Annotated in this window: 28 protein-coding genes and 1 riboswitch; of the genes, 15 read left to right on the top strand and 13 right to left on the bottom strand. The window is 70.0% G+C overall.

The genetic code is table 11. The features are described 5' to 3' along the window. Window positions 1-3: 3 nt before the first annotated feature. Window positions 4-258 carry a zinc-finger domain-containing protein gene (locus tag MKK55_RS22125; RefSeq protein ID WP_147726292.1) on the bottom strand — a complete coding sequence of 85 codons (255 nt, stop codon included), beginning with the start codon at window positions 256-258 and terminating at the stop codon, window positions 4-6. Window positions 259-428: 170 nt separating this feature from the next. Between MKK55_RS22125 and map the strand changes: the two genes are divergently transcribed. From map to MKK55_RS22095, 6 genes are all read left to right on the top strand, one after another. Continuing rightward, the gene (gene map / locus MKK55_RS22120) at window positions 429-1,247 is read left to right on the top strand and encodes a type I methionyl aminopeptidase (RefSeq protein WP_147726291.1); all 819 of its coding nucleotides are present in this window, start codon (window positions 429-431) and stop codon (window positions 1,245-1,247) included. A gap of 4 nt (window positions 1,248-1,251) precedes the next feature. Continuing rightward, window positions 1,252-1,998, top strand: coding sequence for a RadC family protein (gene radC, locus MKK55_RS22115; RefSeq protein ID WP_409566104.1), 747 nt, complete (start codon window positions 1,252-1,254; stop codon window positions 1,996-1,998). A 90-nt stretch (window positions 1,999-2,088) separates the two neighbouring features. Then, window positions 2,089-3,528, top strand: coding sequence for a circularly permuted type 2 ATP-grasp protein (locus tag MKK55_RS22110; RefSeq protein ID WP_147726289.1), 1,440 nt, complete (start codon window positions 2,089-2,091; stop codon window positions 3,526-3,528). An 83-nt stretch (window positions 3,529-3,611) separates the two neighbouring features. Further along, window positions 3,612-4,556: an alpha-E domain-containing protein gene (locus MKK55_RS22105; protein ID WP_147726288.1), complete on the top strand. Its 945-nt coding sequence runs from the start codon at window positions 3,612-3,614 to the stop codon at window positions 4,554-4,556. Between the two features lie 154 nt (window positions 4,557-4,710). After that, window positions 4,711-5,538: a transglutaminase domain-containing protein gene (locus tag MKK55_RS22100; protein WP_147842143.1), complete on the top strand. Its 828-nt coding sequence runs from the start codon at window positions 4,711-4,713 to the stop codon at window positions 5,536-5,538. A 31-nt stretch (window positions 5,539-5,569) separates the two neighbouring features. Beyond that, on the top strand, window positions 5,570-6,322 hold the full coding sequence (locus tag MKK55_RS22095; protein WP_147726286.1) for a peptidase: 753 nt from the start codon (window positions 5,570-5,572) through the stop codon (window positions 6,320-6,322). Window positions 6,323-6,521: 199 nt separating this feature from the next. Here MKK55_RS22095 and MKK55_RS22090 read toward each other — a convergent pair whose 3' ends face one another. Genes MKK55_RS22090 through thiO form a run of 4 tightly spaced genes read right to left on the bottom strand, consistent with a single transcriptional unit; the run spans window position 6,522 to window position 9,386 of the window. Beyond that, window positions 6,522-7,124 carry a thiamine phosphate synthase gene (locus MKK55_RS22090; RefSeq protein WP_243937654.1) on the bottom strand — a complete coding sequence of 201 codons (603 nt, stop codon included), beginning with the start codon at window positions 7,122-7,124 and terminating at the stop codon, window positions 6,522-6,524. Window positions 7,125-7,146: 22 nt separating this feature from the next. After that, on the bottom strand, window positions 7,147-7,947 hold the full coding sequence (locus tag MKK55_RS22085; RefSeq protein WP_243937652.1) for a thiazole synthase: 801 nt from the start codon (window positions 7,945-7,947) through the stop codon (window positions 7,147-7,149). Window positions 7,948-7,950: 3 nt separating this feature from the next. Continuing rightward, on the bottom strand, window positions 7,951-8,163 hold the full coding sequence (gene thiS, locus MKK55_RS22080) for a sulfur carrier protein ThiS (protein WP_147842140.1): 213 nt from the start codon (window positions 8,161-8,163) through the stop codon (window positions 7,951-7,953). After that, complete coding sequence (gene thiO / locus MKK55_RS22075; protein ID WP_279596321.1) at window positions 8,160-9,386, bottom strand: glycine oxidase ThiO; 1,227 nt, start codon at window positions 9,384-9,386, stop codon at window positions 8,160-8,162. Before thiO ends, thiS begins: the two co-directional genes overlap by 4 nt. Window positions 9,387-9,461: 75 nt before the next feature. Beyond that, a riboswitch (TPP riboswitch) is annotated at window positions 9,462-9,590 on the bottom strand. Between the two features lie 210 nt (window positions 9,591-9,800). Between thiO and MKK55_RS22070 the strand changes: the two genes are divergently transcribed. Further along, window positions 9,801-10,304, top strand: a complete 504-nt coding sequence (locus MKK55_RS22070) for a TIGR02281 family clan AA aspartic protease (protein ID WP_243934744.1) — start codon at window positions 9,801-9,803, stop codon at window positions 10,302-10,304. A gap of 8 nt (window positions 10,305-10,312) precedes the next feature. Here the strand turns inward: MKK55_RS22070 and MKK55_RS22065 are convergent, their stop codons facing one another. The 3 genes from MKK55_RS22065 to dnaG form a co-directional block, all read right to left on the bottom strand. Continuing rightward, window positions 10,313-11,572 carry an adenylate/guanylate cyclase domain-containing protein gene (locus tag MKK55_RS22065; RefSeq protein ID WP_243937650.1) on the bottom strand — a complete coding sequence of 420 codons (1,260 nt, stop codon included), beginning with the start codon at window positions 11,570-11,572 and terminating at the stop codon, window positions 10,313-10,315. Between the two features lie 173 nt (window positions 11,573-11,745). Next, window positions 11,746-13,740 (bottom strand): RNA polymerase sigma factor RpoD, encoded by a 1,995-nt coding sequence (gene rpoD / locus MKK55_RS22060; RefSeq protein ID WP_147842138.1) that lies wholly within the window; start codon window positions 13,738-13,740, stop codon window positions 11,746-11,748. Between the two features lie 196 nt (window positions 13,741-13,936). After that, window positions 13,937-15,847 carry a DNA primase gene (gene dnaG, locus MKK55_RS22055; protein WP_243937666.1) on the bottom strand — a complete coding sequence of 637 codons (1,911 nt, stop codon included), beginning with the start codon at window positions 15,845-15,847 and terminating at the stop codon, window positions 13,937-13,939. A gap of 152 nt (window positions 15,848-15,999) precedes the next feature. Here dnaG and MKK55_RS22050 point away from each other — a divergent pair, with 152 nt between their 5' ends. Both MKK55_RS22050 and MKK55_RS22045 read left to right on the top strand, forming a co-directional pair. Then, window positions 16,000-16,281: a BrnT family toxin gene (locus MKK55_RS22050; RefSeq protein ID WP_147842137.1), complete on the top strand. Its 282-nt coding sequence runs from the start codon at window positions 16,000-16,002 to the stop codon at window positions 16,279-16,281. Next, window positions 16,238-16,549: a BrnA antitoxin family protein gene (locus MKK55_RS22045; protein WP_243937648.1), complete on the top strand. Its 312-nt coding sequence runs from the start codon at window positions 16,238-16,240 to the stop codon at window positions 16,547-16,549. The genes MKK55_RS22050 and MKK55_RS22045 overlap by 44 nt, the downstream gene beginning before the upstream one ends. 9 nt (window positions 16,550-16,558) lie before the next feature. Here the strand turns inward: MKK55_RS22045 and MKK55_RS22040 are convergent, their stop codons facing one another. Then, window positions 16,559-17,020 carry a GatB/YqeY domain-containing protein gene (locus MKK55_RS22040; protein WP_243937646.1) on the bottom strand — a complete coding sequence of 154 codons (462 nt, stop codon included), beginning with the start codon at window positions 17,018-17,020 and terminating at the stop codon, window positions 16,559-16,561. Window positions 17,021-17,210: 190 nt separating this feature from the next. Between MKK55_RS22040 and carA the strand changes: the two genes are divergently transcribed. The 4 genes from carA (at window position 17,211) to MKK55_RS22020 (ending at window position 19,435) form a co-directional block, all read left to right on the top strand. Then, window positions 17,211-18,470 (top strand): glutamine-hydrolyzing carbamoyl-phosphate synthase small subunit, encoded by a 1,260-nt coding sequence (gene carA, locus MKK55_RS22035; protein ID WP_147862853.1) that lies wholly within the window; start codon window positions 17,211-17,213, stop codon window positions 18,468-18,470. 157 nt (window positions 18,471-18,627) lie between these two features. Next, window positions 18,628-18,957 (top strand): hypothetical protein, encoded by a 330-nt coding sequence (locus tag MKK55_RS22030; protein ID WP_243937644.1) that lies wholly within the window; start codon window positions 18,628-18,630, stop codon window positions 18,955-18,957. After that, window positions 18,957-19,274, top strand: a complete 318-nt coding sequence (locus MKK55_RS22025; RefSeq protein ID WP_147728666.1) for a hypothetical protein — start codon at window positions 18,957-18,959, stop codon at window positions 19,272-19,274. Before MKK55_RS22030 ends, MKK55_RS22025 begins: the two co-directional genes overlap by 1 nt. Beyond that, window positions 19,271-19,435: a hypothetical protein gene (locus MKK55_RS22020; RefSeq protein ID WP_243937642.1), complete on the top strand. Its 165-nt coding sequence runs from the start codon at window positions 19,271-19,273 to the stop codon at window positions 19,433-19,435. Before MKK55_RS22025 ends, MKK55_RS22020 begins: the two co-directional genes overlap by 4 nt. 277 nt (window positions 19,436-19,712) lie before the next feature. Here MKK55_RS22020 and typA read toward each other — a convergent pair whose 3' ends face one another. From typA to MKK55_RS22000, 4 genes are all read right to left on the bottom strand, one after another. Beyond that, on the bottom strand, window positions 19,713-21,545 hold the full coding sequence (gene typA / locus MKK55_RS22015) for a translational GTPase TypA (RefSeq protein ID WP_147728668.1): 1,833 nt from the start codon (window positions 21,543-21,545) through the stop codon (window positions 19,713-19,715). 155 nt (window positions 21,546-21,700) lie between these two features. Beyond that, entirely contained in the window at window positions 21,701-22,048 is a 348-nt protein-coding gene (locus MKK55_RS22010; RefSeq protein WP_243937304.1) for a DUF3325 domain-containing protein, read from the bottom strand. Then, window positions 22,045-23,559 (bottom strand): PepSY-associated TM helix domain-containing protein, encoded by a 1,515-nt coding sequence (locus MKK55_RS22005; protein ID WP_243937640.1) that lies wholly within the window; start codon window positions 23,557-23,559, stop codon window positions 22,045-22,047. The genes MKK55_RS22010 and MKK55_RS22005 overlap by 4 nt, the downstream gene beginning before the upstream one ends. Window positions 23,560-23,579: 20 nt before the next feature. Continuing rightward, window positions 23,580-23,897 carry an iron transporter gene (locus MKK55_RS22000; RefSeq protein ID WP_243937639.1) on the bottom strand — a complete coding sequence of 106 codons (318 nt, stop codon included), beginning with the start codon at window positions 23,895-23,897 and terminating at the stop codon, window positions 23,580-23,582. Window positions 23,898-24,167: 270 nt separating this feature from the next. On the opposite strand from MKK55_RS22000, the gene minC (MKK55_RS21995) reads away from it, so the two are divergent. Continuing rightward, on the top strand, window positions 24,168-24,911 hold the full coding sequence (gene minC / locus MKK55_RS21995; protein ID WP_243937298.1) for a septum site-determining protein MinC: 744 nt from the start codon (window positions 24,168-24,170) through the stop codon (window positions 24,909-24,911). 314 nt (window positions 24,912-25,225) lie between these two features. After that, complete coding sequence (minC, locus tag MKK55_RS21990) at window positions 25,226-25,843, top strand: septum site-determining protein MinC (protein WP_243937664.1); 618 nt, start codon at window positions 25,226-25,228, stop codon at window positions 25,841-25,843. Window positions 25,844-25,887 lie beyond the last annotated feature (44 nt).

The raw sequence follows: 25,887 nt of genomic DNA, 5'->3' as shown, positions 1-25,887 counted from the left end.
ACCCTATTCGGCCGCCGCCTTCTGATCGTGCCAGACGCATGCCGCCGGGTCGGCATGGCCGGCCTTCAGGTCGGCGCGGTGGCGATACAGCGTCGAGCAGTACTGGCAGATGATCTCGTTGTCGGCGCCCATGTCGAGGAACACGTGCGGATGATCGAACGGCGGCAATGCGCCGATGCACATGAACTCCCGCGAGCCGACATGGATGACCGCGACGCCGAGCTCGTTGTGGAAGTGCGGTACCGCCCTGTCAGCCATCGCGCCGTCCTGTGCCTTGGGAACCCTCGCACCGGGTCGCCCGAGCCCCGCTTATGCCGCCGTGCGTTCGTCCGGCGCAAGCCTGGGGGCGAACGCCGGTCACTTGGCGCCTCGGCGGCCACGCCGTACATAAGCCTTCGAAGACCGACCCGGCGCGGACAAGCCCCTCGATGACCCAGCAAGACCAAGCGACGCGGCGCGTGCCCCAGGCACCGATCCACGGGCCGGAGGGGTTCGCGGGCATGCGCCGTGCCGGACGCCTGACGGCGGAAGGCCTCGACGTGCTGATGGAGGCGACGCAGCCGGGCGTGACCACCGAGGCGCTCGACAAGCTCGCCTACGAGTTCGCGATGGATCACGGCGCCTACCCGGCCTCGCTGCTCTACCGCGGCTATCCGAAGTCGATCTGCACCTCGATCAACCACGTGGTCTGCCACGGCATCCCCAACGACAAGCCGCTGCGCGAGGGCGACATCGTCAACCTCGACATGTGCCTGATCCTCGACGGATGGCACGGCGATTCGAGCCGGATGGCCTTCGTCGGCGAGGTGCCGCGCAAGGCGGCGCGCCTGTGCGAGATCACCTACGAGGCGCTGATGCGGGGCGTCGCCGCGGTGAAGCCCGGCGGATCGACCAACGACATCGGCCGCGCGATCCAGGACTACGCCGAGGGCGAGCGCTGCTCGGTGGTGCGCGACTTCTGCGGCCACGGCCTCGGTCGGAGCTACCACGATGCGCCGACCATCCTGCACTACGTCGAGGCGAGCTACGACGTGCCGCTGCGGCCGGGGCAGTTCTTCACCATCGAGCCGATGATCAACCTCGGCCGGCCGGCGGTGAAGGTGCTCTCCGACGGCTGGACCGCGGTGACGCGCGACCGCTCGCTGTCGGCGCAGTTCGAGCACACGGTGGCCGTCACCGAGACCGGCGTCGAGATCTTCACGGTCTCGCCGAAGGGGCTGCACCAGCCCGGCAACCCGGGCGCTTGAGGTCGTGACGGGCCCGGGCGACGCGGCCGAGGGCGGATTGTTCGCCGAGCGGCCGGCCGTCGCGCCGAAGCCCGAGGAGCCGCCGCACTATCTCGGCCACCGCGATCGCCTGCGCGAGCGCTTCGCCAAGCAGGGTGCCGACGCCCTGCCCGACTACGAGATGCTTGAGCTTGCCCTGTTCCGCGCGATCCCGCGGCGGGACGTGAAGCCGCTGGCCAAGGCGCTGATCCGCCGCTTCGGCAGCTTCGCCGAGGTGCTGAGCGCCGATCCGGCCCGGCTCGCCGAGGTCGAGGGCGTCAGCGCCGGCGTGGTCGCCGACCTCAAGTTGATGGAGGCGGCGGGCCGCCGGCTGGCGCGCGGCGCGATCGCCCAGCGCGCGCTGCTCTCCTCCTGGGCCGAGCTCATCGAGTACCTGCGCGCCACTATGGCCTTCGCCACCCGCGAGGAGTTCCGGGTGCTGTTCCTCGACAATTGCAACCACCTCATCGCCGACGAGATCCAGGGGCGCGGGACCGTCGACCACACGCCGGTCTACCCGCGCGAGGTGGCGCGGCGGTCGCTGGAGCTCTCGGCCACCGCGATCATCCTGGCGCACAACCACCCGTCCGGCGATCCGGCGCCCTCGGCCGCCGACGTGACGATGACGCGCGAAGTGATCGCCGTGCTCAGCCCGCTGAAGATCGTGGTGCGCGACCACGTCATCCTCGGCCGGTCAGGCCATGCCAGCCTGAAAGGCCTGCGCCTCATCTGACGCGTGTTTGGAACGAGCCCCGAACGAGGCCGTAATCCCTTTGCGTGGCGCGCCTCTTGCCTCTAGCGTGACGGATCTGGGAGAGACTGAATGGCGGCCGTGGCCTTCGACGAGATGACCGCCTTCGCAGGCGCCGCGACGAGTCCCGACGACGTCCGCGAGGCCTACGGTCAGCTGAAGAACTGGCTCGACACGACGCCGGCCGACCACTTCAACACCCGCCGCAGCCAGGCCGAGCTGCTGTTCCGGCGCATCGGCATCACCTTCGCGGTCTACGGCGACAACGAATCGACCGAGCGGCTGATCCCGTTCGACATCATCCCGCGGGTGATCACCAAGCCGGAATGGGGCTTCCTGGAGCGCGGGCTGAAGCAGCGCGTCACCGCGATCAACATGTTCCTGAAGGACATCTACGGCGCGCAGGAATGCATCAAGGCCGGCATCATCCCGGCCGACCTCGTCTACAAGAACGCGCATTACCGCATGGAGATGCGGTCGTTCCGGGTGCCGCACGACCTCTACGTGCACATCGCGGGGATCGACATCGTCCGCACCGGCGAGAACGACTTCTTCGTGCTCGAGGACAACGCCCGCATCCCGTCCGGCGTGTCGTACATGCTCGAGAATCGCGAGGTGATGCTGCGGCTGTTCCCGGACCTGTTCTCCCGCCACCGCGTCGCGCCAGTCGAGAACTATCCGGACGCGCTGCTGGCGACGCTCCGCAGCCTCGCGCCGGCGACGGCGACCCGCGACCCGACCGTCGTGCTGCTGACGCCCGGGCGCTACAACTCGGCGTTCTACGAGCACTCGTTCCTGGCCGACAAGCTCGGCGTCGAGCTGGTCGAGGCGGGCGACCTCTTCACCAAGGACGACGTGGTCTACATGCGGACCACCGAAGGCCCGCGCCGGGTCGACGTGATCTACCGCCGCCTCGACGACGACTTCCTCGATCCGCTGGTGTTCCGGCCGGATTCGATGCTCGGCGTGCCGGGCATCATGAACGCCTACGAGCGCGGCAGCGTGACGCTCGCCAACGCGGTCGGCACCGGCATCGCCGACGACAAGGCGGTCTACAGCTACATGCCGGAGATCGTGAAGTTCTTCACCGGCGAGGAGCCGATCCTGCACAACGTGCCGACCTATCGCTGCCGCGAGAAGGAGGCCTTCTCCTACGTGATGGACAACCTGTCCGAGCTGGTGGTCAAGGAGGTCAACGGCTCGGGCGGCTACGGCATGCTCGTCGGGCCGCACGCGACCAAGCGCGAGATCGAGGAATTCGCCAAGCGCCTGCGCCACGCCCCGGACGGCTTCATCGCCCAGCCGACGCTGTCGCTCTCCACCTGCCCGACCTTCGTCGCCTCCGGGGTGGCCCCGCGCCACGTCGACCTGCGCCCCTTCGTGCTGTGCGGCGCCGACGAGATCCGCATCGTGCCGGGCGGCCTCACCCGCGTGGCGCTGAAGGAAGGATCTTTGGTGGTGAATTCCAGCCAAGGGGGCGGTACGAAGGACACCTGGGTTCTCGACGCGTGATGGCGTGACGCCTGCTTTCACCGAGAACCGCCCAGCGGTGGACGCCCCCGGGCCGAAGCCGAAGAGACCCCAGCGAAACAGCCATGCTCTCCAGGACTGCCGACAACCTCTACTGGCTCTCGCGCTACGTCGAACGGGCGGAGTTCGTCGCCCGCATCCTCGATGCGGCGCATCGCCTGGCCTCGCTGCCGACGAGCTACGGCGGGGGCGAGACCAACGAGTGGGCCTCGGCCCTCGCCTCGGCCGGCGATCCGGAGGTGTTCAAGCCGCACTACGACGGCGTGAACGCCGCGACGGTGTGCGACTTCCTCGCCTTCAGCCCGCACAACCCGTCCTCGATCCGCTCCTGCATCGAGAGCGCCCGCGAGAACGCGCGCAGCGTGCGCACCGCGCTCACCACCGAGATGTGGGACACGATCAACGGCGCCTGGCTCGAGCTGCGGTCCTACGAGAAGAAGGACCTCGACCGCGACGCGTTCACGCGCTTCCTCGATTGGGTGAAAGGCATCTCGCTGACCTTCGACGGCTCGGCCTACCGGACGATGCTGCGCAACGACACCTACTGGTTCACGCGTCTCGGCACCGCGATCGAGCGGGCCGACAACACCGCCCGCATCCTCGACGTGAAGTACAAGATCCTGCTGCCGGACACCGAGAAGATCGGCGGCAGCCTCGACTACTTCCAGTGGACGACGATCCTGCGCGAAGTCTCGGCCTTCAACGCCTATCACTGGGTGTATCGCGAGAGCGTCAAGCCGTTGCTGGTCGCCGACCTCCTGATCCTCAACCGGCAGATGCCGCGCTCCTTCGCCAACTGCTACGGCGTCCTCGTCGAGCATCTCGACCTGATCGCCGACGCCTACGGACGCCGCGGCGCCAGCCAGCGCCTGGCGAGCAACCTGCTCGCACGGCTGGAAAGCGAGGAGATCGACCGCGTCTTCGCGTCCGGCCTGCATGAGTTCGTGATCGCCTTCATCGGCGAGAACAACAAGGTCGGCGCCGCCATCGCCGAGCAGTATCTCGGCTGAGGCCCAAGCCGCAGCGGAATACGCGCAGTTCCGCTTCCGCGGTTGCGCGCTCCGTCGGAACGTCGTGTAAAACGTGTGACTCCGGGCGCCGCGGCGTCCATCGCGGGCGCCGTGTCGCCGAGACCGGCGGAGCCAGGACGGGCAGAATCGACGCATGCGCATTCGCGTGGTCCACGAGACCATCTACAGCTACGAACAACCGGCACGCGGGCTGATCCAGGTCCTGCGGATGACGCCGCGCGACCATGACGGGCAGTACGTCCGGCGCTGGCGGATCGAGCCTTCGGTCGACGGACGACTCACCGAGCGCGAGGACGGCTACGGCAACGTCGTCCACTGGTTCACGCCGGACCAGGCCTCCGACGCGCTGGTGATTCGCGTCACCGGCGAGGTCGACACCCACGAGACCCACGGCATCGTCCGCGGCGCCGTCGAGCGCCTGCCCGAGACGTTCTACCTGCGCGACACCGACCTCGTGCTGCCGAGCCCGGAGATCCAGGCGCTGTCCGACGCAGTCGCCGGCGCCGGAGACCCGGCCGCCCTCCCCTTCCTGCACCGGCTGATGGCCGCGGTGCACGCGCACATGGCCTACACGCCAGGCCCCGCGAGCGCCGCCGTGCCCTCGCCGAAGGCCTTCGAGGCCGGGGCCGGCGTATGCCAGGACTTCGCCCACGTCTTCATCGCCGCCGCCCGCCACCGGGCGATCCCGGCGCGCTATGTCTCCGGCTACCACCGCCCGGAGGGGAGCGACGCCGAGCAGGAGACGCCGCACGGCTGGGCCGAGGCGCTGGTGCCGGATCTCGGCTGGGTCGGCTTCGATCCGACCACCGGCGACGCCACCACGGAAGCCTATATCCGCGTCGCATCCGGGCTCGACTACCTCGGGGCTGCCCCGATTCGCGGCAGTCGCACCGGCGGCGGCACCGAAACGCTGGACGTGAAGCTCCGGGTGGAGCAAGCCCAGGCGGCACCGCAATCCTGACGCTCCGCGCCTCTTCGAAAAGCCTGATCCCATGACTTACTGCGTCGGCGTCCTCGTCGAGGAAGGCCTGGTGATGATCGCCGACACCCGCACCAATGCGGGGCTCGACGACATCTCGACCTATCGCAAGCTCCATCACTTCAACGTGCCGGGCGAGCGGGTGATGATGCTGGCCTCGGCCGGCAACCTGTCGGTGACGCAATCGGTCCTGAGCCTGCTCTCCGAGGGCGTGCCCGGCGACAACGGCGAGGCCAAGCTGAAGCTCGTCGAGACGACGACGATGTTCGAGGCAGCCCAGCTCGTCGGCCGCGCGATCCGCCACGTGCGCGCGATCGAGAAGGCGGGCTTCGAGGCGGCGAGCCTGCGCTTCTCGGTCTCGCTGCTGTTCGGCGGCCAGATCGGCAGCGAGCCGATGCGGCTGTTCCTGATCTACTCGGCCGGCAACTTCATCGAGTGCAGCACCGATGCACCGTTCCTGCAGATCGGCGAGCACAAGTACGGCAAGCCCATCCTGGACCGGGCGGTGAAGTTCGAGACCGAGCTCTACGACGCCCTCAAGGTCGGACTCGTCTCGATGGATTCGACCATGCGCTCGAATCTCGGCGTCGGCCTGCCGATCGACATCGCGCTGGCGCGCCGCAACGCCCTCGACCTCGAGGTGAATCATCGGATCGAGGCCGGCGAGGGCTACTTCCACGACCTGCGCGAGCGCTGGTCGGCGGCGCTCCGCGCCGCGCATCGGGCGATCCCGCGCCCGCCCTACGGGCCTGCCGCAGCGAAGTAGTTTCTCACGCCGGACATCCTCCAACCGTGAGCCTCACCCTGAGGTGCCGCAGCGAAGCGGAGGCCTCGAAGGAGCCCTGCAGCGCGCGCGCGATTTCTGGAGCCCCCCTTCGAGGTCGCCGACGCGGCACCGCAGGATGAGGTCGAGGGTGGGGACGGGGCTGAATCGGCGAGCGTCGAATTCTGATCCTGCGTAAGGCTCACGGTGGCCCGTCCGAGGCCGCTTCCCAGCCGCGCAACAGTGCCCGAGCTTCGGCGGAAGGGTCGTCGACCCGCATCAGGCCGCCCATCACGGCCACGCCCGCCGCGCCCGCTCGGCGACACGCGGCGGCGGTGGCGACGCCGATGCCACCCAGCGCAACGACCGGGATTCCGATCCGCGCGGCCGTTGCGATGGCGCCGAGGCCGAGGGCGGGACCGTAGCCGGGCTTGCTCGCCGTGGCGAAGACCGGGCTCAGGGTCACGTAATCCGTGTCTTCCGCCGCCTCGACGTCGCGCAGGCCGTGCGCCGAGACGCCGACGAGCGCCGAGGTGCCGAGGCGGCGCCTGGCATCGGCGATGGCGGCACGATCCGTCCCGCCGCCGAGATGGACGCTCGCGCCGAGGGCCGCGGCAAGCTCGAGATCGCCGCCGACCGAGAGCACGCCGCCGGCCTCGCGGACGCGTTCCGCGATGCGCTCCGCCAGCACCCGGCGCTCGGGCGGTGGCAGATCCCTGTCGCGAAACCAGACCCACCGGCACCCGCCGTCGAGCACGGCGGCGATGGTCTCGCCCAGGGGGCGGGGCCCGTGCCGGTCGGTCACCGCAAGGAGCGGCGACGGCAGGCTACGAGCCGACAAGGCCGAGCTGCGGGCTCGACGGCTCGGCCCGGCCGCGGCGCGGGATTCGGCCGGCGCGGTGGGCATCGCGGCCCGCCTGCACGGCGTTGCGCATCGCGCGCGCCATGCGGACGGGATCGGCGGCCTTCGCCACCGCGGTGTTGATCAGGCAGGCGTCGGCGCCCAACTCCATCGCGATCACCGCGTCGGAGGCCGTGCCAATACCGGCATCCACGATCACCGGTACGCTCGTGCGGCGGCAGATCAACTCGAGGTTGGTCGGATTGGCGATGCCCATGCCGGAGCCGATCAGCGAGCCCATCGGCATCACCGCGGCGCAGCCGATGTCGGCGAGCCGCTGGCAGACGATCGGATCGTCGTTGCAGTAGGGCAGCACGACGAAGCCGTCGTCGACGAGGTGGCGGCAGGCCTCGATCAGCTCGGCGACGTCCGGGTACAGGGTCTCGCGGTCGCCGATCACCTCGACCTTGATCCAGTTGGTGTCGAGCGCCTCGCGGGCCAGCTCGGCGGTCATGATCGCGTCGCGGGCGGTCTCGCAGCCGGCGGTGTTCGGCAGGAAGCGGCGTCCTTTCAGGATCTTCACGGTGTCCGAGCCGTGGCCCTGCAGCGAGACCCGGCGGATCGAGGCGGTGGCGACCTCGGCCCCGGAGGCCGCGACCGCATCGCGCATGATCACCTGCGTCGGGTAGCCCGCGGTGCCGATGAACAGCCGCGAGCCCAGCGTGACGCCGGCGATCACGAAGGGGTCGTCGGCCTCCGGTCGGAGGGGTGTGAGCGTGTCGACCATCCTCTAGCCTCCCTGCATGGCGCGTACGATCTCGATGCGGTCGCCCTCGGAGATCGGTGTGGTGTCCCAGTCGCGGCGGCGGACGACGCGGCCGTTGAGCGCGATGGCGACGCCCTGCGGATCGGTGCTGCCGGTCTCCTCCGCCGCCTGCGCGAACAGGGCGGCGACGTCGGCGGCCTCGATCTCGCGAGCCTGTCCGTTCACCGTCAGCTTCATGCCGACGCCCTCAGCTCGGCGCCCGGCGCGAACCGCGCCAGCGAGAAGTCCTGCGCGACCGCCGGCATCGCGCCCGTCGTGACGAGGGCGGCGATCGCGTCGGCGGTCACCGGGGCGAGCAGGTAGCCGTTGCGATGGTGGCCGGTGGCGACCACAAGGCCGGGGGCGATCTCACCGAGGATCGGCGCGTCGTCGTCCGAGGTCGGGCGGAACCCGCTCCAGACGGCCTCGACCTCCATCTCCTCAATGCCGGGCAGCACCCGGCGCGCGCCTTCGAGCAGGGCATAGAGCCCGCCGGCGGTGACGCCGGGGCGGAAGCCGCAATCCTCGACCGTCGCGCCGACGACGATGTGGCCGTCGCTCTTCGGCGCCATGTGGACCTGCTCGGTCCAGACCATGTGGGAGAGCGTGCCGGTGCGGGCCGTGGTCTTCAGCGCCAGCGACTGTCCCTTCAGCGGGCGCACGGGCAGGGCGAGGCTTTGCGGCAGCAGGCCGCCCTCGCCGCTCCAGGCGCCGGCGGCGAGCACCACGGTCTCGGCCACGACCACGCCGTCGGCGGTGCGCAGGCCCGCGACGCGGCCGCCCGTGCGTTCGAGGGCGACGACCGGGCTGTTCTCGACGAGCGCCACGCCGGCGGCACGGCACGCCTCGACGAGCGCCGCCATCACCCGGCTCGGGTCGACCTGATGATCGAGCGGGCAGAGCACGCCCGCGGTGACCGAGGGGCGGAGGGCCGGCTCGCGGCGACGCACGTCGGCACCCGCGATCCACTCGGCGGCGACGCCCGAGCGGCGCTGCAGGTCGAAGCGGAAGCGCAGGCGCTCGACCTCGTCGCGCCCGATGGCCAGCACCAGCGTCCCGTCCTCGCGGTAGTCGATGTCGAGGCCGGACGCCGCTTCGAGCTCAGCGCTAAACCCCGGCCAGCGCCGGAGCGAATCAAGCGCCAGCGGCAGCAGCGGGTCGGAGCCGGGCTCGTGCTCGGCCGCCGGCGCCAGCATGCCCGTGGCGGCGAGGCTCGCGCCGGAGCCGATGGTCTCCCGCTCGACCACGACGACGGACCGCCCGGCCTGCGCCAGCCGCCAGGCGATCGACAGCCCGATCAGGCCGCCGCCGACGATCGCGACGTCGGCACGCGCCGGCAGCGGGACGGTTGGCCGGGCGCCGCCGCTCGTCCGGCGCGTCCCGATCGGTGATGCTGCGTGACGACCCGAATGACGACCCAAGTGATCCTCCGCGTGCTGTCGCAGAGACCGGGCCTGACGCTTCGTCTGAGAAGCTGGGGCACCCCGTCGTCGAAGACGGCGCCCACGGTCCAATCCCTACGCCGGTGTGAACCGGATCAGGTTCGAAGGATTTCCGCGCCGCGGGCCCTCACGAGCCTGCCAGCGGTTTCTCAGCCCCTTGCCGGGGATCTCCCTGGAACACCGCAGATGTGGTCCCGCCGGCCGCCTCGGTCAACCCCGCGGGCCGATCCCCTCCTGCGGATGCGCGCGATTCGTCGTCGCGCCGAGACGGACCGGAAACCCTGTCGGCAGATGGCCGCGCGGTTCCGTCCGGCGGCGGGCACGCCGCCACGCATCGTTCACCGGCGTCGTGCTCGTCTAAGCGTCCTCGATCGGCGGGGGCGAAGGTAGGCGATGCGGACGATCCTGATGCTCTGCCTCGCGGCCGGCCTCGTCGCGGGGGTGCTCGGAGGCATCGGCAACCGCCTGACCAGCCGCAAGGCCGCGGCCCCACCGGTGCCGACGGTGCAACTGGTTGCGTCCGCGCCGACGGCGATCGCGCTCGGCGCCGACCGCAACGGCCACTTCCTCGCCGACGCGCTGGTCGACGGGCGATCGCTGCGCATGATGGTCGACACCGGGGCCACGACGTGCAGCTTTGCGGAAGAGGATGCCGCCCGCCTCGGCATCGTCGTCGGGCCGCGGGACTTCACGCGCCCGGTGATGACCGCCAACGGGACGATCCGCGTCGCACCGGTGCGGATCGGCACGATCCGGATCGGGCCCGTCACCGTGCGCGACGTCGAGGCCGTGATCGTCCCGAGCGGACGCCTCGGCACGAACCTCCTCGGCATGTCGTTCCTGAAGCGCGTGCGCGACTTCAGCATCGCCGGCGGGACGATGACGCTGCGGGGCTGAGGCCCGCCTCAGCCCTGGCCGCGGTGCGGCTTCGGGCGCGGGCGATAGACCATCATCGGCTCGGCGAACCCGTCGAGCACGTGCTCGCCGAGCGGCACCGGATCGCCCCACAGGAAGTCGACGAAGGGCTTCGACATCAGCAGCGGCTCGCCGAGCGTCTTGTTGAGCCGGGCGATGCGGCTCGCCATGTTCACGTCGCGGCCGATGACCGTGAAGTCGAGGCGCGTGCCCGAGCCGACGTTGCCGTAGGCCGCCTCGCCGTGATGGAGCGCGATGCCGGCCATCATCGGCACTGTGAATTGGTGGAGGGTGTTGGCCTCCTCCAGCGCCGCGAGCGCACTTTGTGCCGCCGTCAGCGCCCCCTTGGCGGCGCCGCCGAGGTCGTCACCCGGCTCGCGGAAGATGGCGAGCAGGCCGTCGCCGAGATACTTCAGCACCTCGCCGCCCTCCCGCTCGATCGGCGGCACGAGACAGTCGAAGAAGATGTTGAGCAGGTCGACCGCCTCTTCCAGCGTCATGTTCGCCGAGATGCGGGTGTAGTCGCGCATGTCGGCGAACAGGATCGCCGAGCGGATGCGCTTCACCTGCCCGCGGCGGATGTCGCCCGACAGGATGGCGCGGTGCGGCTCGTCACCGACGTAGATGCGCAGCACCGTGTCGAGCTGCTTGGTGACGATCCGCATCTCCATCACCGCGGCCAGGGCCGGCATGATGAAGCGCAGGATCGCCACGTCCTCGTCGCGGAATCCGTCCGGGTCGCGGGTGGCGAAGGTGATGCCGTTATGCGTGCCGTTGGTGAAGAACAGCGGCACCACGATGTAGTGGCGGTAGCCGGCGGCCCTCAGGTCGGGGATCACCGAGTAGGCGTCGTCCGGCGTCTCGGCGAGGTCGAGGATCAGCCATTCGCCGTCCTCGTGCACCTTGCGGAACGGGCTCGCCGCGTAGGCGCGCTCGGAGGCTTCGCCGTGCGGGAACAGGCGCACCGTCGTGCCGGACTCGCGCGTCCAGATGCGGCCGATGCCGGAATATTCCGAGTGCAGCGTATCGATCGCCGTCGAGGTCCGGTCCACCGGAACGCCGACCGCGTTGAGGCGCTCGGCGAAGCCCGCGATCAGGTCGTCGGGCTCGGGCAGGCGGGCGCCCTCGCTCAGCAGCCAGTCGCGGATCGCGACGCAATCCTGCAGCGCGCCGAACGGCACGTCGTCCGCCTCCGAGCCGTCGGCTGCGGCGGTCGGCGGCACGGGTGGATGCTGGCGACGCTCAAGCATACGGCCAAGGTGGGTTCACGAACCGCCAAAGCAAGGTTCCGGCTGACGATGGCGAGATCGATCCGGATCGAAGACCATCATCCCTTCGCCGCCTGGAACGCGAGATCGCGCCGTGAGCACGGCGCGATCCGACGATCGCATTTCGGCGAATTCGAGAATGGCGTATCCGACGCTCAGTTGTCCAGGAAGCTCCGCAACTTCCGGCTCCGGCTCGGATGCTTCAGCTTACGCAGGGCCTTCGCCTCGATCTGACGGATGCGCTCGCGGGTCACCGAGAACTGCTGGCCGACTTCCTCGAGGGTGTGGTCGGTGTTCATGCCGATGCCGAAGCGCATGCGGAGCACCCGCTCCTCGCGCGGGGTCAACGAGGCGAGGACGCGCGTCGTGGTCTCGCGGAGGTTGCTCTGGATCGCCGCGTCGATCGGCAGGACGACGTTCTTGTCCTCGATGAAGTCGCCGAGGTGGCTGTCCTCCTCGTCGCCGATGGGCGTCTCGAGGGAGATCGGCTCCTTGGCGATCTTCAGGACTTTTCGGACTTTCTCGAGCGGCATGGCCAGCTTCTCGGCCAGCTCCTCCGGAGTCGGCTCGCGGCCGATCTCGTGCAGCATCTGGCGCGAGGTGCGGACGATCTTGTTGATCGTCTCGATCATGTGCACCGGGATGCGGATGGTGCGCGCCTGGTCGGCGATCGAGCGGGTGATCGCCTGACGGATCCACCAGGTGGCGTAGGTCGAGAACTTGTAGCCGCGGCGGTACTCGAACTTGTCGACCGCCTTCATCAGGCCGATGTTGCCCTCCTGGATCAGGTCCAGGAACTGCAGGCCGCGGTTGGTGTACTTCTTGGCGATCGAGATCACGAGGCGGAGGTTGGCCTCGATCATCTCCTTCTTGGCCTGGCGGGCTTCGCGCTCGCCCTTCTGGACCATGTTGACGATCTTGCGGTACTCGCCGATCTCCAGGCCCGTCTCGGAGGCGAGCGTCAGGATCTGCTCGCGCAGGTCCGAGACCTGCTTCGAGCCCTTCTCGACGAGGTTCTTCCAGCCCTTGCCGCCGAGCGTGCCGACGCGGGTCATCCAGTTCGGGTCGAGCTCCCAGCCCTGGTAGTGGCGCAGGAACTCGTCGCGGGCGACGCCATGGCTCTCGGCGTAGCGCATCAGCCGGCCCTCGTGCGAGATGAGGCGCTTGTTGATGTCGTACAGCTGCTCGACCAGGGCCTCGATGCGGTTGTTGTTCAGCGACAGCGACTTCACGTCGGCGACGACGGTGTCCTTGAACTCGGCCTGCTTCTTCTCCTGGGCCGGCGTGGTCTTCTCGCTGTTCGCCTTGCGCTCGGTCTCCTCGTTCTGGAGCTTGCGCAGCTTGCGGTAGTTGTTGGCGATCGCGTCGAACGTCTCGAGCACGCGCGGCTTGATCTCGGCTTCCATCGCCGCGAGCGAGACGTTGTTCTCCATGTCGTCGTCGTCGTCGCCGCCCTCGGGCGTCGGCGCTTCCGGCTCGGCATCCTCGCCCTCGGCGGCGGCCTCCGCGATCTGCGGGTTCTTGCCGTCGGGGCCGGCATAGGTCGCTTCGAGATCGATGATGTCGCGCAGCAGCACCTTGCCGTCGACGAGCTCGTCGCGCCAGATGATGATCGCCTGGAAGGTCAGCGGGCTCTCGCACAGGCCGGCGATCATCGCCTCGCGCCCGGCCTCGATCCGCTTGGCGATGGCGATCTCGCCCTCGCGCGACAGCAGCTCGACCGAGCCCATCTCGCGCAGGTACATCCGCACCGGATCGTCGGTGCGGTCGGTCGGCTCCTTGGTCGCGGTGACGACGGCGACGGCGCGCGTCGGGGCGACCTCGGCCACCTCCGTGCCCTCGGCGCTCTCCTCGTCGTCCGACGCCTCGCCATTAGCCGGCTTGTCGGCAGCAGCCTCGTCGGTCTCCTCGGCCTCGACGACGTTGATGCCCATCTCGGAGAGCTGGGACAGGACGTCCTCGAGCTGGTCGGGGTCGGACTGCCCCTCGGGGAGGACCTCGTTGACCTCCTCGTAGGTGATGTAGCCGCGCTTCTTGGCGAGCTTCACCATCCGCTTGACCGAAGCATCCGTCAGGTCGAGGAGCGGCCCATCGGTCTGCTCTGCCGGAGCGGTGTCCGTCTCGTCCCGTTCCGTTGCCTTCGTCGCCATGATCAGCCTATTGTTTCGGCGCGCCACGATGCGGGGGCCTTTCGGCCACGCCGCGCCGTCGGCGCCGCAATGCGTGTGAGACCCGGGCGAACCGCTTCGACCGCGTCGTATTCTCGAGCTCGGTATGCAAGCGAGACGCTTGACCGATTGTTAACCATGCCGCGAAGGCGTGTCGTATTCCGCCATCGCACAGGCCCTACGACACAGTCGAGTCGTTCGTGTCCTGCAGGTCCGCTTCGGTCTCCGCTCCCGCGATCACCGCCAAGCGCTCCTTGACGTCGCACAGCCAAGCGAAGTTCGCCTCTGTTTCTTCTTCGACGAGCGCACGTTCCGCCTGTCGGAGTTCGCTATTTAGCGCGCCGGCCTTGCGGTGCAAGATCACGGCCTGCCGCAAAGCGTCCTCCAGCTTGACGAGATCGGCGTGCGGATCGAGGGCCCAGCGGTCGCCCGGGCGCACCCGTGCCGCCAGCCGCGCGCTCGCCGCCTCGAGACCGGCCCGCGCCAGCCGATTCTCGACCACCGCCACGTCCGGGTCCGCCGCGTCGGCGGCGCGGTCGAGCAGAACCGAGCGCAAGGCCACCGCATCCGCGTCCTCGAGATCGAGGGCGGCGAGATCCTCGGCTTCGAGCCCGAGCAGCTCGGGATGCACGAGGAGGCTCGCCACGATCATCGCCTCGCGCGAGCCGCCGCTGCCGGAGAAGCCGTTCGAGCGGGCGAGGCCCGCGCTCGGCCCGGCGGTCAGCCGCGGCGAGGGCGGCGGATCGCCGGGGCGCGGCTTGCGGAGGTAGGCATTCGGCCGCCCGCCCGGCTGGTAGGCGCCGCGCTGCTGCGTCGCGCCGCGCGGCGAGAGCCTGCGCAACCGCTCCTCGATCTCGTCGCGGTAGTAGCCCCGCACCGTCTCGTCGCGGATGCCGGCGACGAGGCCGCGCAGCGTCTTGGCCAGGCCCGCCCGGCGCTCGGGCGTGTCGGTAGAGCCGGTCTCGACGGCGCGGCTCCACAGCATCTCCACCAGGGGCTTGGCCGCCTCGACCACCTTGTCGATCGCGTCCGAGCCGCCCGAGCGCAGCAGGTCGTCCGGGTCCTGGCCCTCCGGCAACATCGCGAATCGCAGCGACCGGCCCGGCTCCAGCATCGGCAGCGCCACGTCGAGGGTACGGTTCGCGGCACGCTGGCCGGCGCCGTCGCCGTCGAAGCAGAGGATCGGCTCGTCGGCGTAGCGCCACATGAGCGCCAGCTGCTCCTCCGTCAGCGCAGTGCCGAGCTGTGCCACGGTGTTGGGGTAGCCTGCCCGCGTCATCGCGATGGCATCGACGTATCCCTCTACGCTGATGATCGTGCCACGATCGTGCGCGGGCTTCCTCGCGTGATGGAGATTGTAGAGGCCGTGCCCCTTGTGGAAGAGCGGCGTCTCGGGCGAGTTCAGGTACTTCGCCTTGGCGTCCGCCTGCATCGCCCGGCCGCCGAAGGCGATCACCCGGCCGCGCACGTCGGCGATCGGGAAGATGATGCGGTCGCGGAACCGGTCGTAGGGAACGGCGATGTCGTCGCCGGTCACCAGCAGGCCGAGCTCGCCCATCAGCGCCTTGTCGACGTCCTTGCCCGCCAAGTGGTCGCGCAGGCCGTAGCGGTCGGCCGGAGCGTAGCCGAGGCGGAAGCTCCGGCGGATCTCGGGGCCGAGCTCGCGCCGGTCGAGATAGGCGCGGGCGGCCGCGCCCGCGGGCGAGGCCAGCCGCTCCTCGAACCACGCGGTGGCCAGCTCCATCACCTCGATCGCGCCGCGGCGCTTGGTCTCCATCTCGCGGGTGTCGGCGGTGGGGGCCGGCAACGTCACGCCGGCGTCGGCGGCGAGCCGCTCGACGGCTTCCGGGAAGCTCAGGCCTTCGGTCTCGATCAGGAAGCTGAAGATGTCGCCGTGCTTGCCGGACGAGAAGCAGTGGTAGAACTGCTTCTGGTCGTTGACGTAGAAGGACGGCGTCTTCTCGGCGTTGAACGGCGACAGCCCGCGCCACTCGCGCCCGGCCTTCTTCAGCTTCACCCGCCGGCCGACCACGTCGGAGGCGGGAAGCCGGTTGCGGATCTCTTCGAGGATGTGGGGCGGGTAGCGCACGGAGATGCGGGACTCTTTCGGCAATCGCTCATCATAGCCTGAACCGCCCTAACGAGTCCCCACGGCCGAAAGGCGTCCCGCTTCCGGCGAGCCGTTGACGCGTCGCGTTGTATATACGATCTTCCCGAGGTGCGGCACCGAGACACGCCGGGATGTCGGACGCCTACGAGTGGGACGAGGCCAAGCGTAGCGCCAACCTGCATAAGCACCACATCGACTTCATGGATGCGCTCGAAGTCTTCGCGCATCCGCATATCCTGATCCGATCGGATCGAAACGGAGAGGAGCGGTGGGGCGCACTGGGTCAGGCCGGGGAACGGGTCATCGTGGTCGTCTTCACGCCGCGCGGGCCCAACCGGCGTCTGATCTCTGCGCGTGCCGCCAGGCGAAATGAGAAAGAGCAATATCACGCCTACGTCGCTGGACGATCGTAGCCGCGGCCGCACCGACTGGGCTGCCTTGGATCGGCTGAGCGATGAGGCGATCGCCGAGCGTGTCGCGGCGGACCCCGACGCAGCTCCCCTCGATCTCGACTGGGCGGCCGGGGAGCCGGTGGTTCCAGCGCGCAAGGTCGCGATCTCGATCCGCCTCGACCGGGATCTCGTCGAGCACTTCAAGCGCGGCGGCGACGGTTACCAAAGCCGCATCAATGCCGTGCTGCGTGCCTACGTGGAGGCACGCGGCAAAGGCGATCGTGCTTGACCGGACCTCTCACGCCTTGGCGTTCAGCGCCGCCTTCACCAGCCCGCTCGCCTTCGCGAAGTCCATGCGGCCGGCATAGGCGCCCTTCAGCACGGCGATCACCTTGCCCATGTCCTTCGGGCCAGCGGCGCCCGCCTCGGCGATCGCGGCGTCGACGGCGGCCTTGGTCTCGGTCTCGTCCATCTGCCGGGGCAGGTAGCCCTCGATGATCGCGATCTCGGCGCGCTCGTTCTCGGCGAGCTCCGGCCGGCCGCCCTGCTCGTAGACGGAGGCCGATTCGGCGCGCTGCTTGATCATCTTCTGCAGCAGCGCCAGGATCTCGTCGTCGGTCGCCGGCTCCTTGCCGAGCCCGCGCGCCTCGATGTCCTTGTCCTTCAGCGCCGCCTGAATCATGCGGATCGTGGCGAGCTTGGCCTTCTCGCCGGCCTTCATGGCCTCCTTCATCTCGGTGGTGAGGCGGGCGCGCAGCATCGATGTTGTCCTTGTTGTGCAGAAACGGGTGGCTGGCCTGCGGTTTGCAGCGATTGAGCCGCCTTCGACGCGGCCCCACATTGACCCCATCGCCGCGGGCTCGATAAGACCGCGGCACACGATCATCAGCCGCCCGCTCACGCCGTCTCGACGGCGCCGGTCGAGGCCGGACATAAGCGAGATCACGCCGATGCTGCAAGACAGCGCTTCCGCGCCGAAAGACGGCGCCGCCGCTCAGGCGCGCCCCGCCCCCGCCCCCTGGGCCGAGCCCGTCGCCACCGCCCTGCTGGTTCTGGCCGACGGCACCATCCTCGAAGGCTTCGGCATCGGCCAGACCGGGATCGCCGACGGCGAGGTCTGCTTCAACACCGCGATGACCGGCTACCAGGAGATCCTGACGGATCCGTCCTATGCCGGGCAGATCGTCACCTTCACCTTCCCGCATATCGGCAACACCGGCACCAACGACGAGGACCTCGAGAGCCTCGACGCGGCCCCGGCCTCGGGCGTACGCGGCACGGTGATCGCCTCGGCCGTGACGCAGCCGTCGAGCTGGCGCTCGTCGTCCCACCTCGATGCGTGGTTGAAGGCCCGCGGCATCCTCGGCATCACCGGGATCGACACCCGCGCGCTGACCGCCCGCATCCGCGACCACGGCATGCCGAACGCGGTGATCGCCAACGACCCCCAGGGCAACTTCGACCGCGAGGCCCTGAAGGCGCGCGCCGCCGCGCTGGCGCCGATGGAAGGTCTCGACCTCGTGCCCCCGGTCACCAGCCGCGAGCGCTCCGACTGGAGCGAATCGACCTGGACGGTGAAGGCCGGCTACGGCCGCGGCGTTCCGGGCGAGGGCCTGCGCGTCGTCGCGATCGATTACGGGGTGAAGCGCAACATCCTGCGCCTGCTGGCCGAGGCCGGCTGCTCGGTCACGGTCGTTCCCGCCACCACCAGCGCGGCCGACATCCTGGCGTTGAAGCCCGACGGCGTCTTCCTCTCGAACGGCCCCGGCGATCCGGCGGCGACCGGCGAGTACGCCGTCCCGGTGATCCGCGAACTGCTCGCCGAGAAGGTGCCGACCTTCGGCATCTGCCTCGGCCATCAGCTGATGGGGCTCGCGCTCGGCGGCCGCACGGTGAAGATGGGCCAGGGCCATCACGGCGCGAACCATCCGGTCAAGGACAAGACCACCGGCAAGGTCGAGATCGTCTCGATGAACCACGGCTTCGCCGTCGATCCGGCGAGCCTGCCCGAGACCGCGGTCGAGACCCACGTCTCGCTGTTCGACGGCTCGAATTGCGGTTTGACGCTCACCGACCGGCCTGCCTTCTCGGTCCAGCACCACCCGGAAGCCTCGCCGGGCCCGCGCGACAGCCACTACCTGTTCGAGAGGTTCGTGACGCTGATGCGCTCGGGCACGCCGGAATCCCGCAAGCCCGAGACGGCCGCCTGATCGACCGGTTCCGCCGCCCTCGCGACGCCGAAGACGCCGCGTTGCGCCATGTGGCGGGCGGGGCGCGTGACGATCGCGCCCGGCGGTCGGAAGCAACCGCCGCCTGCCGTCGGTGTTGTTGGTCCACACGATGGATCGACAGCCCGAAAGGCGCATCATGGCCGAGCACGACGCAGACCGCCCCTCGCTGAAGGGGTTTTCCGCGAACGCGGATCGCAACGGGCAGGATCTCGGGCAGGATTCGCCCCTCGACGTCGGCAGCCCGGCCCGGACCCAGGCCGATCTGAAGGGCGACCCGGCGGGTGACGCCGAGACCGCCCGGATCGCCTCGGGCATGCCGAGCGAGGACGCGACCGACCAGACCGAGGCCGAGACGCCGGCCGAGAACCTGCGGGCGATCCGCGGCGAGGGTCAGCCGGGCGCCTCCGCCTCCGAGGCGATCGACCGTGCCACCGCGCCGGTCGGCCACGACGACGGCAAGCGCTGATGGCCCGCGACACGGACGAGGCCTCGCAGACCGTCACCCGCAAGCCGGACGATCAGGTCGGCAGCAGCGGCGAGCCCGCGGCCGGCGGCGGCGGCCACACCGCCGAGCAGTCGGCGATCACCGACATGGGCACGGGCGGCAAGTCCGACCCCGAGCGCAAGTCCGACTGGAAGCAGGGCGGCGAGCCCGGCCGCGCTCCGCCGACGCCCGGCGGATCGTCGGGCGGGCATTCCGACCAGAAGGCATCGCGCGGCCCGCAGGCCGACGAGACCGTCGCCTCCGGGCATTACAAGGCCGAGCGCGAGGAGGGCGAATGAGCGATCACGACAAGCCGGCGGACGAGACGCCGGACACGAAGAAGCCCGCGAATGCCGCACCCGATGCGGTGATGGACCCGAACGAGAAGACCGAGGGCCATCCGGGCATGGGGCCGAAGGGCGGCGGCACTGACAAGGATACCGACCCGGGCGGCGGGTGAGGCTCGCCGACGGTGCCCGCCTCTCCTGCCGGGCGGCAGACGCACCTTCCCTCCCCCCTCTGCGGGGGAGGGTGGGCCTCGCGTGAGCGAGGGTCGGGAGAGGGGAGCGACCTCTCCGGACAGCGCGCTCCCCTCACCCGACCCGCTTCGCGGGCCACCCTCCCCCGCAGAGGGGGGAGGGGGCTGCCCCTATTTCGATAGCGTCACGATATCGACCCAACGAAAAAGGGCCGGGTGATCGCCGCCCGGCCCTTCGTATTCCGATCTCCAGCGATCCTCAGCTCGCGCTGCTCGCCGCTCCGCCCGAGCGCTCGAAGCGCTTGCGGTCGTTCGGATCGAGGTGGGTCTTGCGCAGGCGGATCGACTTCGGGGTGACTTCCATCAGCTCGTCGTCCTGAATCCAGGCGAGCGACTTCTCCAGCGTCATCCGGATCGGCGGGGTCAGGCGCACGGCCTCGTCCTTCGAGGTGGTGCGGATGTTGGTGAGCTTCTTGCCCTTGAGCACGTTCACCTCGAGGTCGTTCTCGCGGTTGTGCTCGCCGATGATCATGCCCTGGTAGACCTTGGCGCCGGGCTCGATCATCATCGGGCCGCGGTCCTCGAGGTTCCACATGGCGTAGGCCACGGCCTCGCCCTTGTCGTTCGAGATCAGCACGCCATTGCGGCGGCCGGCGATCTCGCCCTTGAAGGGCTCGTAGGCCTTGAACAGGCGGTTCATGATCGCCGTGCCGCGCGTGTCGGTCATCAGCTCGCTCTGGTAGCCGATGAGGCCACGGGTCGGTGCGTGGAAGACGAGGCGCAGGCGATCGCCGCCCGACGGACGCATCTCGATCATCTCAGCCTTGCGCTCGGACATCTTCTGCACGACGACGCCCGAGTACTCCTCGTCGACGTCGACCACGACCTCCTCGATCGGCTCGAGGATGCCGCCATCCTCGTCCTTCGAGAGCACGACGCGGGGACGCGACACGGCGATCTCGAAGCCCTCGCGGCGCATGGTCTCGATCAGGATCGCCAGCTGCAGCTCGCCGCGACCAGAGACGAAGAAGCTGTCCTTGTCGGCGGCCTCCTCGATCTTCAGCGTGACGTTGCCCTCGCCCTCCTTGAACAGGCGGTCGCGGATCATGCGGCTGGTGACCTTGTCGCCCTCGGTGCCGGCGAGCGGCGAATCGTTGACGATGAAGGACATGGTGACGGTCGGCGGATCGATCGGCTGGGCCTGGATCGGGGTCTCGACCTGCGGGTCGCAGAACGTGTCGGCGACGGTGCCCTTCACGAGGCCGGCGATGGAAACGATGTCGCCCGCCTCGCCGACATCGATCGGCGCCCGCTCGAGGCCGCGGAAGGCGAGGATCTTCGAGACGCGGCCGGTCTCCACGAGCTTGCCCTCGCGGTCCATCACCTTGATCGCCTGGTTCGGCTTCACGGTGCCGGAGGCGATGCGGCCGGTGATGATGCGGCCGAGGAACGGGTTGGCTTCGAGCAGGGTGCCGAGCATCCGGAACGGGCCTTCCTCGACGCGGGCCTGCGGCACGTGCTCGAGCACGAGATCGAACAACGGCGCGAGCCCTTCGCTCTGATCGCCGTCCGGCGTCGTGGCCATCCAGCCGGCGCGGCCGGACCCGTAGAGGATCGGGAAGTCGAGCTGGTCGTCGGTGGCGTCGAGCGCCGCGAACAGGTCGAACACCTCGTTCACCACTTCGGTGATGCGGGCGTCGGGACGATCGACCTTGTTGATCGCCACGATCGGGCGCAGGCCGATCTTGAGGGCCTTGCCGACCACGAACTTGGTCTGCGGCATCGGGCCTTCGGCCGCGTCCACCAGCACGATCACGCCGTCGACCATCGACAGGATGCGCTCGACCTCGCCGCCGAAGTCGGCGTGGCCGGGGGTGTCGACGATGTTGACGCGGGTATCCTTCCAGACGACCGAGGTCGCCTTGGCCAGGATGGTGATGCCGCGCTCCTTCTCGAGGTCGTTCGAGTCCATCGCCCGTTCCTCGACCCGCTGGTTGTCGCGGAAGGAGCCGGACTGCGACAGCAGCTTGTCGACGAGCGTCGTCTTGCCGTGGTCGACGTGGGCGATGATGGCGATGTTGCGCAGCTTCATGGTGTTTCCGAAGCGAGTAGAACCCGCCACGGGACGGACCGCGATTGCAGTCGGCCACGCCGGGTCGAGAACGGGTTCGAGCTATTGCGCCGCAATATAAGGAGTCGGCCTCGGCGGCAAGGGGGCAGCGGTTCTGCGGTGATCGCGAGCCCTGCTCAACCGTTCAGGGCGAGCGGCAGCGCCACGAGCGCGATCGGTAGCGCCAGCAACGCCGCCGGGCGGAGCCAGCCCGGGCGGTAGGACAGGAAGGCGACCACGAGCAGCGCCGCGCCGGTCAGGGCGCCGATCCATTGCACCGGACCGAAGTTCCAGCCTTCCAGCGCCACCGCCGCCACGAAGGAGAGGCCGATGCCGGCCCAGCCGGCGATGCGCAGGGTCCGGGCGCGGGCCGCGCCGGGACGCACCAGGAAGGCGTCGCGATGGTGACGGTCGAGGCTGAGCGCCAGCGCCGACAGTCCGGCGAAGCACAGGGCGAGGTTGAGGCCGACGACGATGGCGGTCACGCGCGCAGGGCCTCCCCGCCCGTGATGCCGGCGTCCGCCCGGAGCGCCGGCCGGAGCCGCGCCTGCCCCGCCTTCCGCGCGGCGAGCCCGAGGAGGATGCCGAGGGCGATCATCGCGGCGTCGAAGCCGAGGAAGCGCGTCTCGCCGGCGAGCGGATGCAGGCCGGTGGTGAGCGCGCCGACGACCGGCACCGCCAGGAACAGGCCTCCGACCAGCCCGAGGCCTTCGCGCCAGACCGATCCGGCCGGGCGGAGGGCGCCGGCGACCGCCACCAGCGCCCAGGCGCCGAAGAACGTTCCGACCTCCCAATCCGCGCGGGCGGCAAGGTCGAGCGGCAGCAGGCGGTTGGCCAGGAAGTAGGCGGCAATTCCGGCGGGCAAGCCGACGATGGTCCCGACGTTGAGCGTCCGCACCAGCCGCAGGCCGAAGCCTTCCGCCTCCGCCCCCTGCGGCGCCCGCGCCACGGCCCACAGCACGAGCCCGGTGGCGACGGTGGCGGCGCCCATCACCCCGCACAGGAAGAACAGCACGCGCAGGGCCGCGCCGGCGAAGTGCCCCTCGTGCAGCCCGAGCATGACGGTCGAGGTCTTGGCCGCGGCGCGGGTCGCGCCGTTGCTGCCGAGCATCGCCCCGGTCGCGCCGTCGAACGCGATCTGCGGATGCTCGTGGGCAAGCCCGTGCGGCTCCTCGAAGACCGCAAGCACGGAGGGCGTCGCGTCGGCGGGGTTGAAGACGGAGACCCCTTCCGGCGCCTCGCCCCTGGCGGCGATGCCCTGCGCGACCATGCCGGAGAGCAGCGCCAAGGTGCCGGGCTTCCCGGACGGGGCGCGCAGCTCCGGCATCAGCCCGCTGTCGACGTAGAAGCGCATCTCGTCGCCCTTGTAGGCGGAGACGACGCCCCACGGCATGTACATCGGCGCGAGGGTGACGAGGCCGGAATAGGTGATCATCAGGTGGAACGGCAGCGCGAGCACGCCGAACACGTTATGCGCATCGAGCCAGCCGCGCTGCGAGCGACGACGCCGGAAGGTGAAGAAGTCGGCGAAGATCCTGCGGTGGGTGACGATGCCCGAGACTAGCGCCACCAGCATCACCAGCGCGCAGGTGCCGACGATCCAGCGGCCCCAAAGCGGCGGCATGCCGAGCTCGAAATGGAAGCGGTAGAGGAAGTCGCCGCCGCGGGTGTCGCGGGCCTTGGTCGGCGTCCCGGTGGCGGGATCGAGCAGGGCCTGATGGAACGGGCCTTCCAGGCTCTTCCACCACATCACGCCGATCAGCGGCTTCTCGGGCTTCGGCAGCTCGATGTACCAGCCGGTGGCGTCGGGCATCGCCCTCTGCAGGTAGGCGGCGGCGAGGTCGGCGGAGCGGGCCGGGTCGCTCGCGGTCTCGGCGAGCTCCGGCCGCATCCACTGCGAGATCTCGGTCCGGTAGTAGCTCGCGGTACCGGTGACGAAGACGCAAAACAGCACCCAGCCGACGACGAGGCCGGACCAGGCGTGCAGCCACGCCATCGATTGGCGAAAACCCTGCCTCATGCAGCACCGACCGCGGCGAAGCCGCCGGCGAGCCAGAGCCCGCCGCCGAGGACGGCTGCGAGCCCGGCGACCGTCAGGGCGGCACGGCCGAGCGTCGGCGCGGCGAAGACGTAGATCACCACGGCGACCATCACCGCGAAGCTCAGGAGGGTCGCCGTCGCGACCGCCTCGGAACGGACGAGCGGCAGCGTCAACGCCAGCAGGGCGGTCAGCAGCGCCGCGACCGCGTAGCCGCCGGCGACCGCGAGCACGATCCGCCCCACGACCGCGAGGCGGTAGGCCGGACGGCGGCGTGCGTCCTTCTGCGGTGCCATCGGGCCGACTCCACGGGGCTTCACGCCCTCGAAGGGCGGCGTTCCGTGCCGGGGGTAGCAAGGCGCCCTGCGGCCGCGCAACCGCTATGTTTCAGAACCATTCCAGTTCTCGCCCAACGGTTTAGCTGCCGTCGACGACGGGATTGCGGGGTGCGTCTCGAACGTGCGCGACCATCGGCGGGCGACAAGGGGCGTGGGCAAGCGCCCGGCAAGGATTGCTCCGCGGGCGCGCACGCCGCATGCAGGCAGGGTCCAGGCCCGACACGCGAGATGCCGACCCCCGTGACCCAGCCCAAGCCCGATGCGCCCCGTCCGCCGATCCGCTTCCGCGGCCGCTCGTTCATGGCGACCGTGCTCGCGCCGCTGCCCCCGATCGAGGATTGGCTCGCCGATCTCGACGCCCTGCGCCAGCGCGCACCCGCGTTCTTCGCCGGGCGCCCGGTGATCCTCGATCTCACCGGGCTCACGCTCGATCGCGACGACCTGACCGGTCTGGTGGCCGAGCTCTCGGCGCGCGCCATCGCGATCTACGGGATCGAGGGCGCGGCGCCCGCGCTGCTCGGGCCGGGCCTGCCGCCGGCGCTGGCGGGAGGGCGGCCGACCGGGGAGATCGAGATCCCCGAGGCCGAAGCCCCCTCCCCCGAGGCGGCCGTGCCGGCGCCGCCCGCGCAGGCTTCGGCCGTCTCGCTGATCCTCGACGCACCGGTGCGCTCGGGCCAGGCGGTCCTGCATCTCGAAGGCGACGTGACGGTGATGGGCGCCGTCGCCTCGGGCGCCGAGGTGATCGCCGGCGGCTCGATCCACGTCTACGGCGCCCTGCGCGGCCGTGCGATCGCCGGTGCCGCCGGCAACCCGAACGCGCGGATCTGGTGCCGCAAGTTCGAGCCCGAGCTGATCGCGATCGACGGCCTGTACAAGGCCGCCGACGACCTCGATCCGAGCTTCACCGGCCAGGGCGTCGAGGTGCGGCTCGTCGAGGACGCGATCCGCCTGGCGCTGCTGGAGCGCGGCTGAGCCGACGTCACAGGATCCGGGCATGAGATTGCGACAGGATCCTCATCCTTAACCGTTCGGTAACCATATCCGCCGTCAATGATCCGGTAAGGAATCGTTGACCCGTGAAAACACAGATCTTTCCGGACCCCGACCGTCCCGTTCCGGCACAGCCCGAGAAAGCCGTTTCCCTGGAGACGGTTGCTGCGCCCGCCGGCACCGAATCGTCCGCGCCCGAGCCGGCTACGGCCGCCTCGGACCCGGCAAAACCTGCCGCCCCGGCGAAGCCCGCCGCCCGACGCGCCCTCGCCTTCCGAGGGCGTGCGTTCAAGGCGATGGCGCTGAAGCCCGAGCCGCCGCTCGCCGACTGGCTGGCGGACCTCGACGCGGCGCTCAAGCGCTCGCCGACCCTGTTCGACGGGCGCGCGATCATCCTCGATCTCGGCGCCCTGCGCCCGGACCACGACGCGCTGCAGGCGCTGGTGGCCGACCTCGTCGGACGACGCGTCCGCATCCTCGGCTTTGAGGGCGTGGAGACGATCGCACCCGGCCTGCCGCCGCTGCTCGTCGGCGGGCGTCCGGCGACCAATCTGGATCTGCCGAAGGTGCCGGACGAGCCGGTCTCCACCTCGATCACCATCGAGGGCTCGGTCCGCTCCGGGCAGACGGTGGTGCATCCCACCGGGGACGTCACGGTGATGGGCTCGGTCTCGTCCGGGGCGGAGATCCTCGCGGGCGGCTCCATCCACATCTACGGCGCGCTGCGCGGCCGGGCGATCGCGGGCGCCGCCCGCAACCCGCGGGCCCGCATCTACTGCCGCAAGTTCCAGCCCGAGCTGCTCGGGATCGATCGCCTCGTCCGCACGGCCGAGGACATCGGCACGCAGCTGCAGGGCAAACCCGTACAGATCTGGCTCGACGGCGGCGCGATCCGCATGGCCGGCCTGGAATGACTTTCGAACTTTCAGAACTCGATCCGATCACCGCAGATCAAGGA

The sequence above is a fragment of the Methylobacterium sp. J-059 genome, assembly GCF_022829485.1.
In the GTDB taxonomy this organism is placed as follows: Bacteria; Pseudomonadota; Alphaproteobacteria; order Rhizobiales; family Beijerinckiaceae; genus Methylobacterium.
Note: the sequence above shows the minus strand (reverse complement) of the source record. Positions and strands in the feature narration are given on the sequence as shown.